Source organism: Streptomyces sp. NPDC041129, assembly GCF_055592265.1.
In genome coordinates, this window is sequence record NZ_JBVIYV010000005.1 from 320,850 (window position 1) to 336,104 (window position 15,255).

The window sequence follows — 15,255 nt, forward strand, 5'->3', positions numbered from 1 at the left end:
CATGGCGGTACTGCGTTCCCACGTCAGCCCTTCCAGCGAGTCGTTCCGCCGCAACAGCGAGGCGTACGGAGCACTGCGCGAGCAGATCGCCGCAGCGCGTGCCGCGGCGACGGCCGGTGGTGGCGCCGAGGCACAGGCCCGCCACGCCGCGCGCGGCAAGCTCACCGCCCGGGAGCGTGTGACCCGGCTGCTCGACCCGGGGACCCCTTTCCTGGAGATCGGTCAGCTCGCCGCGCACGAGGTGTACGAGCAGGCCGTTCCGTCGGCGGCCATCATCACCGGCGTCGGCATGGTGGAGGGCCGGCCCACGGTCGTCTTCGCCAACGACGCGACGGTGAAGGGCGGTACGTACTACCCGCTGACGGTCCGCAAGCACCTGCGGGCCCAGCAGGTCGCACGCGAGAACGGGCTGCCCTGCATCTACCTGGTCGACTCCGGAGGTGTCTTCCTGCCGATGCAGGAGGACATCTTCCCGGACGAGAACCACTTCGGCCGGATCTTCCGGAACATCGCGGAGATGTCCGCGATGGGCCTGCCGCAGATCGCCGCCGTGATGGGCTCGTGCACCGCCGGAGGCGCGTACATCCCGGCGATGTGCGACGAGACCGTGATCGTGCGGGGCAACGGGTCGATCTTCCTGGGCGGCCCGCAGCTGGTCCGCGCGGCGACGGGCGTGATCGTCGACGCCGAGACCCTCGGCGGGGCCGACCTGCACACCGCGACCAGCGGCGTCGCCGACCACCTCGCCCTCAACGACGAGCACGCCCTCACCCTCGTCAGGGAGATCGCCGCCCGGCACGGCAGGCAGACCCCGGCCGCGCCTCCCGAGCCGCCGGTACCGCCGCTGTACGACCCCGCCGAACTGCCGGGCATCGTCAGCGCCAACCCGCGCGAGCCGATTCCGGCCAGGGAGATCCTCGCCCGGCTGCTGGACGGCAGCGAGTTCACCGAGTACCGCGCCCGGTTCGGGCCGACGATCGTGTGCGGCACCGGCCGCATCGGCGGCTACCCGGTGGGCGTCCTCATCAACGACGGCGTGCTCTTCTCCGAGAGCGCGCAGAAGGCCGCCAACTTCATCGAGCTGTGCTCGCAGCGTGGCATCCCCCTGCTCTTCCTGCACAACATCAACGGGTTCATGGTCGGTGCCGAGTACGAGGCCGGCGGCATCGCCAAGCACGGCGCCAAAATGGTGAACGCAGCGTCCTGCGCCGCCGTCCCGAAGTTCAGCGTGTTGATCGGCGGCAGCTACGGCGCGGGAAACCTCGCCATGTGCGGCCGCTCCATCGGCCCGCAGCTCATGGCCATGTGGCCCAACGCCAAGACGTCCGTGGTCGGCGGCGAGCAGGCCGCGACCGTTCTGGCGCTGATCAGGAACGAGCAACTGGCCAAGCGCGGGGCCGCGTTGACCCCGGAAGAGGAAGAGGCGTTCAAGAAGCCGATCCGGGACAACTACGACCGCGAGGGGCAGCCCCTCTATGTCGCCGCCCGGCTGTGGGTGGACGCCGTGGTCGACCCCGCCGACACCCGTGAATGGCTGACGCTGAGCCTCGCCCTGGCCGCGGCAGCACCGCAACGAGAGACGCGCTTCGGCGTGTTCAGGATGTGATGGTCCGACATGGTGAAACGACTCCTGATCGCCAACCGGGGTGAGATAGCCCGCCGTATCGCCCGTACCTGCCGGCGCCTCGGCATCGAGTACGTCGCCGTCCACTCTGAGGCGGACGCCACCGCGGCCCACCTGGACGGCGCCTTCGAACAGGTCCTGATCGGCCCGTCCCCGGCGGCCGACAGCTATCTGCGGGCCGACGCCCTGATCGACGCGGCACTGCGCACCGGCTGCGACGCCGTCCACCCGGGATACGGATTCCTCTCGGAGAACGCCGGGTTCGCCGCCGCGGCCGCCGAGGCCGGCCTGGTCTTCGTCGGACCCGGTGCGAACACCATCGCGGCCATGGGTGACAAGGCCATCGCGAAACGGCTGATGGCGGAAGCGGGCGTACCGGTGCTGCCGGGCTCGGCGGACGCCACCGAGTCGGTGGACGAGATCCGGGCGAACGCGGCCCGCGTCGGCTACCCGGTGATCCTCAAGCCCGTCGCCGGAGGCGGCGGCAAGGGCATGCAGGTGATCGAGCGGGAGGGCGACCTCGCCCCCGCCGTGGAGGCCGCGATCCGGCTGGCCCGCGCCAACTTCGGTGACGGACGCCTGCTGGTCGAGCGGTATCTGCGCCGGCCCCGGCACATCGAAGTACAGGTCTTCGGCGACACCCACGGAAACGTGGTGCACCTCTTCGAGCGGGAGTGCTCGCTGCAGCGCCGGCACCAGAAGATCGTCGAGGAGGCGCCGGCCGTCAATCTTCCGGCGGAGGTCCAAGAGGCGCTGCGGTCCGCCGCCGTACGTGGTGCCGAGGCCATCGGCTACGTCAACGCGGGCACCTTCGAGTTCATTCTCGACAGCGCCGGTGACGGCGGCGGGTTCTACTTCCTCGAGGTCAACACCCGCCTCCAGGTCGAACACCCGGTCACCGAGGCCATCACCGGTCTCGACCTGGTCGAGTGGCAGCTGCGGGTCGCCGCGGGCGAACGACTCCCGTTGGCCCAGGACGAGATCACCGCTTCCGGACACGCAGTCGAGGTCCGCGTCTACGCAGAGGACCCGGACGCGGGCTTCCGCCCCGCTCCCGGCCGGGCGCTGGGGGCCCGGTGGCCCACCGATCTGCGGGTCGACGCGGCCTTCGAGGGCGCGGGCGAAGTCCCGGCCTTCTACGACCCGATGATCGCCAAGCTCATCGCGCACGGTCCCGCCCGGCCCGCCGCCCTCGCCCGACTGCTGCGTTCCGTGCGTTCCACCGCCGTCCTCGGTCTCACGACCAACCTCGGTTTCCTCGCCGACCTGCTCCGCGACCCCCGGGTGAGCGCCGGACTGATCGACACGCACCTGGTGGACGATTTCACCGCTCGCGCCGCCGAGCACGGCCGGGACCTCGAGCCGGCCGCGTCGGCCTGCGCGGCCGCGATGAGCCTGCCCGCCCGTGCCGCGGTGAGCACGGCCGGCTCACCCTGGCACGGCACCGTCGGCGCACTCGACCGTCACCTGCTCGATCCGCAGGCTCCGCTGGGCCGCGTCGCCTGCCGGGTCGGCGGCCGTCCGCTCGAAGCGGCGCTGCTCTCCCTGCGGACGGGCGATCTGACAGTCGCCGTGGCCGGCGAGCGCTTCAGGGTGACGTACGAGCAGGACGGGGCACTGCTGCGCGGCACGGTCGGCGAGGCGCTCTGGACCGGCCTGCGCAGGGCGGACGGCTGCGAACTCGTCATCGACGGCCGCCGGCTGACCCTGACGCTCGACGTCACCGGTGAGGACGACAGCTCGGCCGTCGGCGATGCGGTCACCTCGCCCATGCCCGGCACGGTGATTCAGCTGCCCGTAGCGGTGGGTGAGGCCGTGAAGCAGGGCGACACCGTCGCGATCGTCGAGGCGATGAAGATGGAGAACCGGGTGCTCGCGACCGCCTCCGGCGTGATCGAGGAGATCCGCTGCGCCGTCGCCGACATCGTCTCGGCCGACCAGGTCCTCGTCGTCATCGGGTCGGAGCAGCGTGAAGAAGCCGCCTGAGCCGCGCACCCGGAACCGAACCCGGTCCAGACACCGGGCAACCAAGGCAAGACCATGACGGAAGTGAAGAACCAGATGATCCCCATCAGCCGTATCGGAGTGGTCGGCTCGGGAGCCATGGGCGCCGGAATCGCCGAAGTAAGCGCTCTGGCAGGCATGGACGTGCTGGTCGCGGTGTCCCGCGAGGCATCACTGACCACCGGGCGGCGTCGCATTCGCGCCTCCCTCGACCGGGCCGTCGCGAAGGGCAGGCTCGCTGCGGCGGAACGCGACGCGGCCGAAGAACGCGTCGAGTTCACCATGGACCTGGGCGAGCTGGCCGACCGGCAGCTGGTGGTCGAGGCCGTCCGCGAGGAGGAGGTGCTCAAGCTCGACCTCTTCGCCACCCTCGACAAGGTGATCGAGGACCCGGAGGCGATCCTGGCCTCCAACACCTCCTCCATTCCCATCATGAAGCTGGCCGGCGCCACCGACCGCCCGGCTCAGGTCATCGGGACCCACTTCTTCAACCCCGTACCGGCGATGCCCCTGGTGGAACTGGTCGGCTCACTGCACACGTCCGACGAGACCATGAACCGGGCCGAGACATGGGTGGCCCAGACACTGGGCAAGCGGCCGATCCGCTCCAAGGACCGGGCCGGCTTCGTGGTCAACGCGCTGCTGGTGCCGTATCTGCTGTCCGCCGTGCGCATGGTGGAGACGGGCTTCGCCACTGTGGAGGACATCGACCAGGGCATGGTGCTCGGCTGCTCCCATCCGATGGGCCCGCTGCGGCTGACCGACATGGTGGGCCTCGACGTCGTGGCGGCCGTGGCCGAAGCGCTGTACGAGGAGTTCAAGGAGCCGCTCTACGCGGCCCCGCCATTGCTCTCCCGCATGGTCGAGGGCGGCCTGCTCGGCCGCAAGACGGGCCGCGGTTTCTACCCCTATCAGTAGCGCCCCGGGACCGACCTCCGCGCGACACCTCCACCGAACACGCAGAAACGGACACACCTGACGTGAGTACCGCCTTCAGGATCACGCCGACGACGACCGGGCCCATGGGACTGGTCCTCGCCGACCTCCTGCCCGCCGAGGGCGCCACCCGGACCAGGGTGCGCGACGCCGCGCTGATCCTCGGCGGTGCGGCCCTGACCGGCGCCGCCGCGCAGCTCGCGGTGCCGGTGCCCGGGTCGCCGGTCCCGGTGACCGGGCAGACTTTCGCCGCTCTGCTGGTCGCCGCCGCACTCGGGGCGCGGCGCGGAGCGCTGGCGCTCGCCGTCTACGCCGGTGCGGGCGTCTGCGGCATGCCCTGGTTCGCCGAGGGCGCGTCCGGCGCGAGCATGCCCACGTTCGGCTACCTCCTCGGTCTGATCCTCGCCGCCGTCGTGGTGGGCGGCCTGGCCCGCCGCGGCGGCGACCGGAGTCCGCTGCGCACGGCCGGTGTCATGGCCCTGGGCAGCGTCTGCGTGTACGCCGCCGGGGTGCCGTACCTCGCCCTGTCCCTGCACATCTCCCTGGCCCGGGCCGTGGCCCTGGGCGCCCTGCCCTACCTGCTGGGCGACGCCCTGAAGGCGGCCCTGGCGATGGGCGTGCTTCCCACGGCGTGGCGAGTGCTCGGTGCTGCCCCGGAATCCGAACGCCGGGGTGAACCCTCGTAGTCCCGAAACCGGAGCCGCCACAGCGGGACAGGCCCGGTGTTTCGGTGTGCCGGTGTGCGCGGTCGGAACCTGGGGCAACCCGTGCGATCACGCTGTGACGTCGGGTTTGCCCGGGTCGTTGGGATGGGACTCGACCGCGGTGACGACCAGGGTCATCCACGACCTGAGCGGCAGCGTGCCGAGCACCTTCTCGTGCAACTCCGCCTCGTCGGCGGCCCGCCACAGGCCGATGCTCCGCAGCTCACCGACCGGGCGCCAGAGCCGGATCAGGTTGCCACTCGCCGCCAGCTCCTTCGCCCGGGCCGCTTCGGCGGCACGGCGCCGGTCGACCTCGGCCGGGTCGGTGCCCTCGGGGACGTCGGTGGTGATCTCCACCAGGAACTCGCGCATGCTCCTTCTCCCTCCGGCGAGACGAGGCCACCCGGGCACGGAGGCACGGCCCACAGGGCCGGCACATGATCAGGCTACGACCGCTCGCGCGGACGCGCAGAGCCTGGGACAGCCGTCAAGAGTGGTAGAAGCCGCTGTACTCGGCTGCTGTACAAACGCTCAGAGGCCCATTCACGATCACGTGAATGGGCCTCTGACCTGTGTGTCGGGGTGGCGGGATTTGAACCCACGACCTCTTCGTCCCGAACGAAGCGCGCTGCCAAGCTGCGCTACACCCCGATGTCGCTGCTGCTCGCGGCGACGTCGTTTACTTTAGCCCACTGGTGGCCCGAGACGAAATCCGGTTTAGCCGCGGTGGCGGACCGGGGTCGGGCGGGCGTGGTCCAGGGTGACCAGGAGGACTGCCAGGGCGTAGGTGGCGAGGCCGATGAGGAGGGCGTTGGCCAGCGTGTCGCGGTAGCCGTGGGTCTGCGCGTCGAGGAAGGGATAGAGGTAGCGGGCCGGGGTGGAGGGGGACTGGAGTGCGGCCCGGGTGAGGTAGAAGGCCAGGTAGGCCAGGGGGTAGAGGAGCCAGGTCGCGGCGTGGCGCAGCCGCAGGCGGGCCGCGGGGGTGAGCAGGAGCCAGTCCAGGAGGGCCGCCAGCGGGGCCACCGTGTGCAGGAGCTGGAGCGCTGTCCACTGGGCGTGCCAGCGGGTGGGGGGCGGGGCCGCTTCCGTCATGGTGAACGGGGGCGTGGCGTGGGCCAGCAGCACCTGGTACGTCAGCGCGGTGATCACGGCGTAGAGGAGGGCGGCGCCGGTCACGGACGCGGGCAGGGGGCGGCGGGTGCGCCAGGCCCTGGAGGCCGACGACAGCATGACGACGGCCAGCACGATGTCGGCCTGGACGCTGAAGTAGCTCAGGGTCCGGGCCGGGGTGCCGAGGAGGAGTTCCAGGACTACGCCGGCTGCCGCCGCGAGGGCGATCAGCAGCCGGAACACCGCTGCCAGCGGGCGGTGTACCGGGCCCACCACCGCCGTGGCCGGGACCGGGGAGGGCAGCAGGAGGGGCGGGCTGGGCACCGCGGGCAGGTCCGGGATGTCCCTGGGTATCGGGGCGGTCATGCCCTCACGCTAGGCAGAGGGGATGAATGGGGCCATATGGGGTAGTCCGAATGGGTTTGCGTCCACGGTGGTCCATCGTTCGCCATTTGCGTCCACGGTGGTCCACCGTTCGCCATCGCCGGGGGCGCCCGCCCAGAGCGCCCCCGTCCCTCCGTCCTACTCCCGTCCCACCAGCGTCAGCAGCGTCGCCTCCGGAGGGCAGGCGAAGCGGATGGGGGTGTAGCGGTTGGTGCCGCAGCCCGCCGAGACGTGCAGGAACGACGTGCGGCCCTCCGCCGTGTGCTGGGACAGGCCCTTCACGCGGTCCGTGTCCAGGTCGCAGTTGGTGACCAGGGCGCCGTAGAAGGGGATGCAGAGCTGGCCGCCGTGGGTGTGGCCGGCCAGGACCAGGGGGTAGTCGTCCGCCGTGAAGGAGTCGAGGACGCGCAGGTAGGGCGCGTGGACGACGCCCATCGAGAAGTCGTACGAGCCGGAGGGGCCGCCCGCCACCTGCGCGTAGCGGTCGCGCTTGATGTGCGGGTCGTCGAGGCCGGTCAGCTCGATCGACACGCCCTCGACCTTCAGGACGCCCCGGGTGTTCGTCAGGTTCAGCCAGCCCGCCGCGTCGAAGCCGTCCCTGATGTCCTCCCAGGGGTTGTGGAGCACGCCCACGGCAGGAGCGTTGCCGTTCAGGCCGTGCCGGCCGCTCGCCTTCTCCAGGAGGTAGCGGGCGGGGTTGCGGAGCCGCGGGCCGTAGTAGTCGTTGGAGCCGAAGACGTACGCGCCCGGGAACTCCATCAGCGGGCCGAGCGCGTCGAGCACGTCGGGGACGCCCTCGGGGTCGGAGAGATTGTCGCCCGTGTTGATCACGAAGTCCGGGCGCAGCCCCGCCAGCGACTGCAGCCAGCGCTGCTTCTTGCGCTGGCCGCGCACCATGTGGATGTCGGAGACCTGGAGCACGCGCAGGGGGCCCATGCCCGGCGGGAGGACCGGGACCGTCACTCGTCGCAGACGGAAGGAGCGGACCTCGAAGCCCGCCGCGTAGGCCACTCCGGCGGCGCCTGCCGCCATGATTCCCAGGGGTACTCCGTATCGCGCGCGCATACGACCATCGTGTCAGACCGGCGGTGGGCCCAGGACCGGCCGCCCGCAAAATCGGTGGGCGTCCGCGCCCCGGTACCTGAGACAATCGGCCCCATGACCACCACGCTCAAGTCGAAGCTGCAGGACGACCTCAACGCCGCGATCAAGGGGCGCGACGAGCTTCGCTCCTCGACGCTCCGGCTGACGCTCACCGCGATCACCAAGGAGGAGGTCGCGGGCAAGGAGAAGCGCGAGCTCTCCGACGACGAGGTGCAGAAGGTGATCACCCGCGAGGCCAAGAAGCGCCGTGAGGCGGCCGAGGCCTTCGCGCAGGGCGGCCGCGCCGAGCAGGCCGAGCGGGAGAAGGCGGAGGGCGACGTCCTTGCCGCGTACCTGCCGAAGCAGCTCAGCGACGACGAGCTGAACGCGATCGTCGCCCAGGCCGTCGAGGAGGCGAAGGCGGGCGGCGCCGAGGGGCCGCGGGCCATGGGCGCCGTGATGAAGATCGTGAACCCGAAGGTGGCCGGCCAGGCCGAGGGCGGCCGCGTGGCCGCCGCGGTGAAGAAGCTGCTCCAGGGCTGAGCCGCCCAGCCGCCCCCGGCCGCTACGTGCACGACGGCGGGGCCGCACCCTCTCACCGAGGGTGCGGCCCCGCCGCTTCACTGTCACCGCGTCACGGGGAGGAGCTACCCCCGGTGCCCCCCGTTGCCGTTCCCGCGCGTGCCGCCGTTGGTCTGGCCCTCGATGAAGTTGTCGGGGAAGGAGAAGGTCGGCGTCGGGACGGTGCCGCCCGTGTCACCGCCCTGGCTTGTTCCCCCGTCCGTCAGGCCGCCGATCAGGCCCCCGAGTGCTCCCCCCGTGTTGTCCCCGTTCCTGTCGCGTCCCCCCTGATCGCCTTTTCCCTGGTCACCACCGTCCCCCTGGTCGTCGGGAATGTCGACCAACTGGAAGTCCGGGGCGTCCTTGCCGGAGAGGGCGCCGGCCATGGCGTCCCGCCAGATCGGACCGGGGACCTGGCCACCGAAGACGAGATCGCGGTAGACGCCGCCGATCGTGATACCGGTCATCTTCACGTTCTGCTTGGCGCTGCCCACCCACACCGCGCCGGACATGTTGGGGGTGTAGCCGACGAACCAGGCGTTCTTGCGCTCGTCGGTCGTGCCCGTCTTGCCCGCGCTCTCACGGTCGTTCAGACCCGCCTCCTGGCCGGTACCGGAGTCGACCACACCGCGCAGCAGGGTGTTGACCGTGTCGGCGGTCTTCTCGCTCATCGCGCGTGAGCAGGTGGACTGGGGCACCTCGAGCGACTTCTGCTCGTTGCCGACCTTCTGGACGATCGACTCGATGGCGACCGGTGTGCAGTACATCCCGCGGGAGGCGAAGGTGGCGTAGGCGCCGGCCATGGTCAGCGGGGAGAGGCCGATCGAGCCGAGGGCGATCGACGGGGTCTCCGGGAGCTTCGAGCCGTCACCCTGCACCACGTGCAGCGCGTCGGTCATCTTCACCACCGGGCACAGACCGATGTCGGAGATGAGCTGCACGAAGTAGGTGTTGATGGACTTCGCCATCGCCTCCTTCATGCGGTACGGGCCCTTCTCCGACTCGTTCTCGTTCTCGACCGTCTCGTTCTTGGTGTTGACGTACGGGTTGCTGCTGCACCGCTGGACGGGGCTCGGGTAGTTCATCTTGTACGGCGCCGAGTACTCCTGCGTCGCCGGCTTGCCGCCCTCGATCGCGGCCGCCGCCACGAACGGCTTGAACGTCGAACCGGTCGGGAAGCCGTAGTTCGAGCCGCCCATGTCCCGGTTGACCGAGAAGTTGTACTCCGTCTCGTTGTTGCCGTAGCCGAACGGCTTCGACTGGCCCATGGCCAGGACCTTGCCGGTGCCGGGCTCGACCAGCGTGGCGGCCGCGGCGACCTTGTCGGACTTGTAGACGTGATCCTTCAGCGAGGCCTGGACGGAGTCCTGGGCCTGCGGGTCGAGTGTCGTACGGATGGTCAGACCGCCGCGGTTCCAGAGCTTGGCGCGCTTCTCGCGGGTCTTGCCGAAGGTCGGGTCGTTCAGGAAGACGTGCTCCACGTACTTGCAGAAGAACGCGGCGCCCTTGGTGGCGGTGATGCAGCCGTTCTTCGGCTGGCTGACATGCAGTCCGAGCGGCTTCTCCTTGGCCCGGTCGGCCTCCGCCTGGGAGACGTTGCCGACCTCCGCCATGCGCTGCAGCACGGTGTTGCGCCGCTTGGTGGCCTCGGCCTCGTCGTTCACCGGGTCGTAGCGGCTCGGGGACTGCACGATGCCGGCCAGCAGCGCCGACTCCTGCAGGTTCAGGTCCTTGGCGTGCTTGGAGAAGTAGCGCTGGGCGGCCGCCTCGACGCCGTAGGCCTGCTCGCCGAAGAAGGTGATGTTCAGGTAGTTCTCGAGGATCTTCTTCTTGCCGAGCTTCTCCTCGATCTGGATCGCGTACTTCAGCTCCCGGACCTTGCGGCCGAGGGTCTGCTGGGTGGCCTCGGCGACCTTCGTCGGGTCGTCACCGGCCTCCTCGATGAAGTAGTTCTTCACGAGCTGCTGGGTGAGCGTGGAGGCGCCCTGGGAGACACCGCCGCTCTGCGCGTTCTTGTTCAGGGCGCGCAGCACGCCCTTGAGGTCGATCGCGCCGTGCTTGTAGAAGCGCGAGTCCTCGATCGCGACGATCGCCTTCTGCATGTACGGCGAGATGCTCTTGAGGTCCACCACCGTGCGGTCACGGGAGTAGACGGTCGCGATCTGGTCCCCCCGGCTGTCCAGTATGGTCGTGCGCTGGCTGAGCTGGGGGCTCTTGAGGTTGGCCGGGATCTCGTCGAAGCCCTTGACCGAGCCCTTGGCCGCGAGGCCCAGCGCGCCGGCCGCGGGCAGCGCGATGCCCGCCATCACGGCTCCCGCGAGCACACTGACACCGAGGAACTTGGCGGCCTGCTGCGTTGCCGACAGGCCACCGCTCGAGCGCTTCTTTGCCATGGGGGCAGCCTAATCCGTACTTATGAGCGTTCCGAGGGAGCGGCCCTCCGTCGGGATGTTCGGGTGCCGGATCGTGACGTGCGCGCCCCTGGCCCGGCCGCTCGCGGCTCCTGTCACGGCATGGCAAAGCAGGGGCCTACGTTCTCATTCGCCGGACAGGCGCACAGGCCTTGGCCTAAGCTGCTCGTAACTGTCACAGCGGCGCGGCCACACATCAATACGTCCGGCGAACCCGAATCGTTCCGGAAGTACCCCTGAATTCCCGGCGGGGCGTGTCCGATTCCGCCTTGTGTGTCACCTGGCGCCCGATGTGGCGCACCACAGCCGCCCCGGTATGCCGGGATGGTCGCGCATGTCGTCAGCTCACTCCCCCGGGTGATCTGCCGCTTACCCATAGTCCGTTCGGACCATTCAAGATTGGGCCCGACGGGGGTGTTGCGCTGCCCCCACCTTCCGTAACGTCCTCAACTGGCGGCGGTGAATATGCCGCTGCCGCCGTGGGGGAGCCTCGATTCGGGAGAGGACGGCGCCGGTATGGGCTGGGTAACCGACTGGAGTGCGCAGGCCGCCTGCCGCACTACCGATCCGGATGAACTGTTCGTGCAGGGAGCAGCGCAGAACAGGGCCAAGGCGGTGTGCACCGGATGTCCGGTACGCACTGAATGCCTGGCCGACGCGCTGGACAATCGCGTCGAGTTCGGCGTGTGGGGAGGCATGACGGAGCGGGAGCGCCGCGCACTGCTGCGCCGACGGCCCACCGTGACCTCCTGGCGCAGGCTGCTCGAGACCGCTCGCTCGGAGTACGAGCGCGGCGCGGGCATCGTGTCCCTCGACAGCGACGAGGTGTACGAGAACTACGCGGCGGTCAGCTGAGGGCAACGCCCCTGGTGTCGCCCCGGAACGATCCGGGGCGAGCGCGGTCCAGGCGACGGCCGCTCGAGGAGCGGCCTCGGCCCGGTCCCGGCCGGCCGGTGCTGCCGGTGCGCGCCGGTGCGGCGATGCCCGCTGGGCAGGCGGCGGCCGCCGGGCCGACGGGCGGAAGTGGCCCGTCGGGGTGGCGGTTGGCCCGTGGCAGCGAGCCGCTCGCGTCCGTCACCCGGGCGTGCGACGCGCACGCCGGCCCCGAGCGCCAGGCGCGCGCGACACCTCCGCGCGCCCCGCGCGTGGCCCATTCACGTCCGCCACGAGCGTCACGCGCGCGCGACAACTCCGTGCACGGCCGCCGCAAGGCCCATGCGCACGACCGTCACGTACGCATGAGCGCTCCGCGCGGCCCGCGCTACGGCAGTTCCGTACGCCCCTCCGCCAGCCGGTCGCCGATGTCGCGCAGACCCGTGAGGTCGTGCACGTCACCGGGCAGCGCGGGCACCTCGACGACTGCCACCTCGGGATGGCGGGCGAGGAAGCGGTCACGCGTGCGCTGCTCGCGCGAGAGCAGTTGCATGCGCTCGGCGTGCAGCCTCAGCAGGCCTGAGGTGAGCTGGTCCACAGTCCGCTCCGGGTCCGCGGCGGGGGGGCCGTCGTCGGTGCCGGCGGGGGAGCCGTCGTCCGGAGCCGATGGTGTGGCAGCGGGAGATTCTGAACTGCCGTACGTGTCGGGAGAGTTACGAAGTCCAGCTTTCCCGTCCCCCTGATCCACAATGCGGGGGTCCTCAAGATTTTCCGCGGCGTCCAGTGCCCGCTCCGCCGACAGCCGGCCGGCGCCGCTGCCGTGGACCCGGTTGAGTACCAGCCCCACCAGCGGCATGTCCTCCGCGGCCAGCCGCTCCACGAAGTACGCCGCCTCGCGCAGCGCGTCCCGCTCCGGCGCCGCCACCACCAGGAACGCCGTACCGGGCGCCTGGAGCAGCTTGAACGTGGCGTCCGCGCGCGTGCGGAAGCCGCCGAAGGTGGTGTCCATCGCGGCCACGAAGGTCTGCACGTCCTTCAGCAGCTGACCGCCGAGCAGCTTGCCCAGGGTGCCGGTCATCATCGACATACCGACGTTGAGGAAGGCCATCCCCGCGCGGCCGCCCAGCTTGGCCGGAGCGGTCAGCAGGCGGATCAGCCGGCCGTCCAGGAAGGAGCCGAGCCGCTTGGGCGCGTCCAGGAAGTCCAGCGCCGAGCGGGACGGCGGGGTGTCGACGATGATCAGGTCCCACTCGTCCCGCGCCCGGAGCTGCCCCAGCTTCTCCATCGCCATGTACTCCTGCGTGCCCGCGAAGCCCGCCGAGAGCGACTGGTAGAAGGGGTTCGCAAGGATCGCGGCCGCCCGCTCCCGGTCCGCGTGCGCCTCCACGACCTCGTCGAAGGTGCGCTTCATGTCGAGCATCATCGCGTGCAGTTCGCCGTCGCCCTCGGTGCCCTTGACCCGGCGGGGCACGTTGTCGAGGGAGTCGATGCCCATCGACTGGGCGAGCCGGCGGGCCGGGTCGATGGTGAGGACGACGACCTTGCGGCCCCGCTCGGCCGCCCGCAGGCCCAGCGCCGCCGCCGTCGTCGTCTTGCCGACGCCGCCCGAGCCGCAGCACACCACGATCCGGGTGTCCGGGTCGTCCAGCAGTGGATCGACGTCCAGTACGCGCGCGGGGGAGAGATGAGGGCGGGCGGCGTCCTGCGCCTCGGCCGGGTCCGGACTCATGACAACCCCTGCTTCCGCAGCTCGGTGGCGAGTTCGTACAGGCCCGCGAGGTCCATGCCCTCGGCGAGCAGCGGCAGTTCGTGCAGTGGCAGCTCCAGTTCGCCGAGGACGGCGCGCTGCTCCTCCTCCAGCGCGTGCCGCTCGGCGTACTCCGCGGCCTGCTCCAGCAGCGGGTCCACCAGCCGCTCGGCGTGCCCGCCGCGCCGCGCGCCGCCGAGCCCGGCGGCCGACAGGGCACGCGCGACGGAGGCGCGCGGCACGGTCCGTACGAGTTCCAGGTCGGCCGCGTCCAACACCTGCGGCCGGACCATGTTCACGATGATCCGGCCCACCGGCAGCCGTGCCGAGCGGAGTTCGGCGATCCCGTCGGCGGTCTCCTGGACGGGCATCTCCTCCAGCAGCGTCACCAGGTGCACCGCCGTCTCCGGCGATTTCAGAACCCGCATCACCGCCTGCGCCTGATTGTGTATCGGGCCGATCTTCGCGAGCCCGGCGACCTCGTCGTTGACGTTGAGGAACCGGGTGATGCGTCCGGTGGGCGGCGCGTCCATCACCACGTAGTCGTACGTGAACCGTCCCGCCTTGTCTTTGCGGCGGACCGCCTCGCACGCCTTGCCGGTCAGCAGGACGTCCCTGAGCCCCGGCGCGACCGTGGTGGCGAAGTCGATCGCGCCGAGCTTCTTCAGCGCCCGGCCCGCGCCGCCGAGCTTGTAGAACATCTGGAGATAGTCCAAAAGGGCGAGTTCGGGGTCGATGGCGAGGGCGTACACCTCCCCGCCACCGGGTGCGACCGCGATCTTCCGTTCCTCGTAGGGCAGCGCATCTGTCTCGAAGAGCTGCGCGATGCCCTGCCGACCCTCGACCTCCACGAGAAGCGTCCGCTTCCCCTCGGTCGCGAGGGCCAGCGCGAGTGCGGCGGCGACCGTCGTCTTGCCGGTCCCGCCCTTGCCGCTGACGACCTGGAGCCTGCTCACGTATTCGAGCCTAACCAGTCCGGCCGACGGCCACGCGGGAGGCTGTGGACAACCGCGCTCCCGGTCGGCCCCGGGACCCGTGACCGCCGTCCTCGTGTACGGCGCCCGTCGTCCTCGTGCCCCGTGTCCGCCGCCCTCATGTCCGGTGTCCGCCCCGGGCGGCGAAGCCCGTGGTCGGCCGCCTTCCCAGGTGACCACAGCGGCTACAGTCGGCCCATGACCAAGAAGTGGGAATACGCGACCGTGCCGCTGCTCGTCCATGCCACGAAGCAGATCCTGGACACCTGGGGCGAGGACGGCTGGGAGCTCGTCCAGGTCGTGCCCGGGCCCAACAACCCCGAGCAGCTCGTGGCCTACCTGAAGCGGGAGAAGCAGGCGTGAGCGCGGTCGAGGAGAAGCTGGCCGAACTGGGCCTGACCCTGCCGGAGGTCGTACCGCCGCTGGCCTCGTACCAGCCGGCCGTGCAGTCCGGTGTGTACGTCTACACCGCCGGCCAGCTGCCGATGGTGGAGGGCAAGCTGCCGGTCACCGGCAAGGTGGGCGCCGAGGTCACGGCCGAGGAGGCCAAGGAGCTGGCCCGTACCTGCGCGCTGAACGCGCTGGCCGCCGTGAAGTCCGTCACCGGCGACCTGGACCGCATCGCGCGCGTGGTGAAGGTCGTCGGCTTCGTCGCCTCGGCCGCGGACTTCACCGGGCAGCCCGGTGTCGTCAACGGCGCCAGCGAGCTGCTCGGCGAGGTGCTCGGCGACAAGGGCGTGCACGCCCGCAGCGCGGTGGGCGTCGCGGTGCTGCCGCTGGACGCCCCGGTGGAGGTCGAGATCCAGGTCGAGCTGGCGCAGTAGCCGCTCCGACCTCGGGCGCC

At 70.8% G+C, this 15,255-nt stretch carries 14 protein-coding genes and 1 tRNA gene; 8 read left to right on the top strand and 7 right to left on the bottom strand.

Going from position 1 to position 15,255, the window contains the following annotated elements; genetic code table 11:
* Window position 1 precedes the first annotated feature (1 nt).
* The 4 genes from ACZ6B1_RS19400 to ACZ6B1_RS19415 all read left to right on the top strand — a co-directional run bounded on the left by ACZ6B1_RS19400 (window position 2) and on the right by ACZ6B1_RS19415 (window position 5,250).
* Window positions 2-1,606, top strand: a complete 1,605-nt coding sequence (locus ACZ6B1_RS19400) for a carboxyl transferase domain-containing protein (RefSeq protein WP_468779892.1) — start codon at window positions 2-4, stop codon at window positions 1,604-1,606.
* 9 nt (window positions 1,607-1,615) lie between these two features.
* Window positions 1,616-3,610, top strand: coding sequence for an acetyl/propionyl/methylcrotonyl-CoA carboxylase subunit alpha (locus ACZ6B1_RS19405; RefSeq protein WP_468779894.1), 1,995 nt, complete (start codon window positions 1,616-1,618; stop codon window positions 3,608-3,610).
* A 75-nt stretch (window positions 3,611-3,685) separates the two neighbouring features.
* Window positions 3,686-4,546, top strand: a complete 861-nt coding sequence (locus ACZ6B1_RS19410; protein WP_468780137.1) for a 3-hydroxybutyryl-CoA dehydrogenase — start codon at window positions 3,686-3,688, stop codon at window positions 4,544-4,546.
* 104 nt (window positions 4,547-4,650) lie between these two features.
* Entirely contained in the window at window positions 4,651-5,250 is a 600-nt protein-coding gene (locus ACZ6B1_RS19415) for a biotin transporter BioY (protein WP_468780139.1), read from the top strand.
* A gap of 87 nt (window positions 5,251-5,337) precedes the next feature.
* Here ACZ6B1_RS19415 and ACZ6B1_RS19420 read toward each other — a convergent pair whose 3' ends face one another.
* The 4 genes from ACZ6B1_RS19420 to ACZ6B1_RS19435 all read right to left on the bottom strand — a co-directional run bounded on the left by ACZ6B1_RS19420 (window position 5,338) and on the right by ACZ6B1_RS19435 (window position 7,827).
* Window positions 5,338-5,640: a muconolactone Delta-isomerase family protein gene (locus tag ACZ6B1_RS19420; protein WP_468779896.1), complete on the bottom strand. Its 303-nt coding sequence runs from the start codon at window positions 5,638-5,640 to the stop codon at window positions 5,338-5,340.
* Window positions 5,641-5,845: 205 nt separating this feature from the next.
* Window positions 5,846-5,919, bottom strand: a tRNA-Pro gene (locus ACZ6B1_RS19425).
* Window positions 5,920-5,985: 66 nt separating this feature from the next.
* A complete protein-coding gene (locus tag ACZ6B1_RS19430) occupies window positions 5,986-6,744 on the bottom strand; it encodes a Pr6Pr family membrane protein (RefSeq protein ID WP_468779898.1) in 759 nt (252 codons plus the stop codon).
* Window positions 6,745-6,900: 156 nt separating this feature from the next.
* Entirely contained in the window at window positions 6,901-7,827 is a 927-nt protein-coding gene (locus ACZ6B1_RS19435; protein ID WP_468779900.1) for a metallophosphoesterase, read from the bottom strand.
* Window positions 7,828-7,920: 93 nt separating this feature from the next.
* Here ACZ6B1_RS19435 and ACZ6B1_RS19440 point away from each other — a divergent pair, with 93 nt between their 5' ends.
* Entirely contained in the window at window positions 7,921-8,388 is a 468-nt protein-coding gene (locus tag ACZ6B1_RS19440; RefSeq protein ID WP_468779902.1) for a GatB/YqeY domain-containing protein, read from the top strand.
* 104 nt (window positions 8,389-8,492) lie between these two features.
* On the opposite strand, the gene ACZ6B1_RS19445 is transcribed toward ACZ6B1_RS19440, so the two are convergent.
* Window positions 8,493-10,799 (bottom strand): transglycosylase domain-containing protein, encoded by a 2,307-nt coding sequence (locus ACZ6B1_RS19445; RefSeq protein WP_468779904.1) that lies wholly within the window; start codon window positions 10,797-10,799, stop codon window positions 8,493-8,495.
* Window positions 10,800-11,333: 534 nt separating this feature from the next.
* Between ACZ6B1_RS19445 and wblA the strand changes: the two genes are divergently transcribed.
* Window positions 11,334-11,672, top strand: a complete 339-nt coding sequence (gene wblA / locus ACZ6B1_RS19450) for a transcriptional regulator WblA (RefSeq protein WP_174266212.1) — start codon at window positions 11,334-11,336, stop codon at window positions 11,670-11,672.
* Window positions 11,673-12,078: 406 nt separating this feature from the next.
* Here the strand turns inward: wblA and bagB are convergent, their stop codons facing one another.
* Both bagB and bagA read right to left on the bottom strand, forming a co-directional pair.
* Complete coding sequence (gene bagB / locus ACZ6B1_RS19455) at window positions 12,079-13,419, bottom strand: ATPase BagB (RefSeq protein WP_468779905.1); 1,341 nt, start codon at window positions 13,417-13,419, stop codon at window positions 12,079-12,081.
* Entirely contained in the window at window positions 13,416-14,393 is a 978-nt protein-coding gene (bagA, locus tag ACZ6B1_RS19460) for an ATPase BagA (protein ID WP_468779907.1), read from the bottom strand. Before bagA ends, bagB begins: the two co-directional genes overlap by 4 nt.
* Window positions 14,394-14,609: 216 nt before the next feature.
* Here bagA and ACZ6B1_RS19465 point away from each other — a divergent pair, with 216 nt between their 5' ends.
* On the top strand, window positions 14,610-14,774 hold the full coding sequence (locus tag ACZ6B1_RS19465; protein WP_136744038.1) for a DUF4177 domain-containing protein: 165 nt from the start codon (window positions 14,610-14,612) through the stop codon (window positions 14,772-14,774).
* Window positions 14,771-15,235: a RidA family protein gene (locus ACZ6B1_RS19470; protein ID WP_199211388.1), complete on the top strand. Its 465-nt coding sequence runs from the start codon at window positions 14,771-14,773 to the stop codon at window positions 15,233-15,235. The genes ACZ6B1_RS19465 and ACZ6B1_RS19470 overlap by 4 nt, the downstream gene beginning before the upstream one ends.
* Window positions 15,236-15,255: the final 20 nt, after the last annotated feature.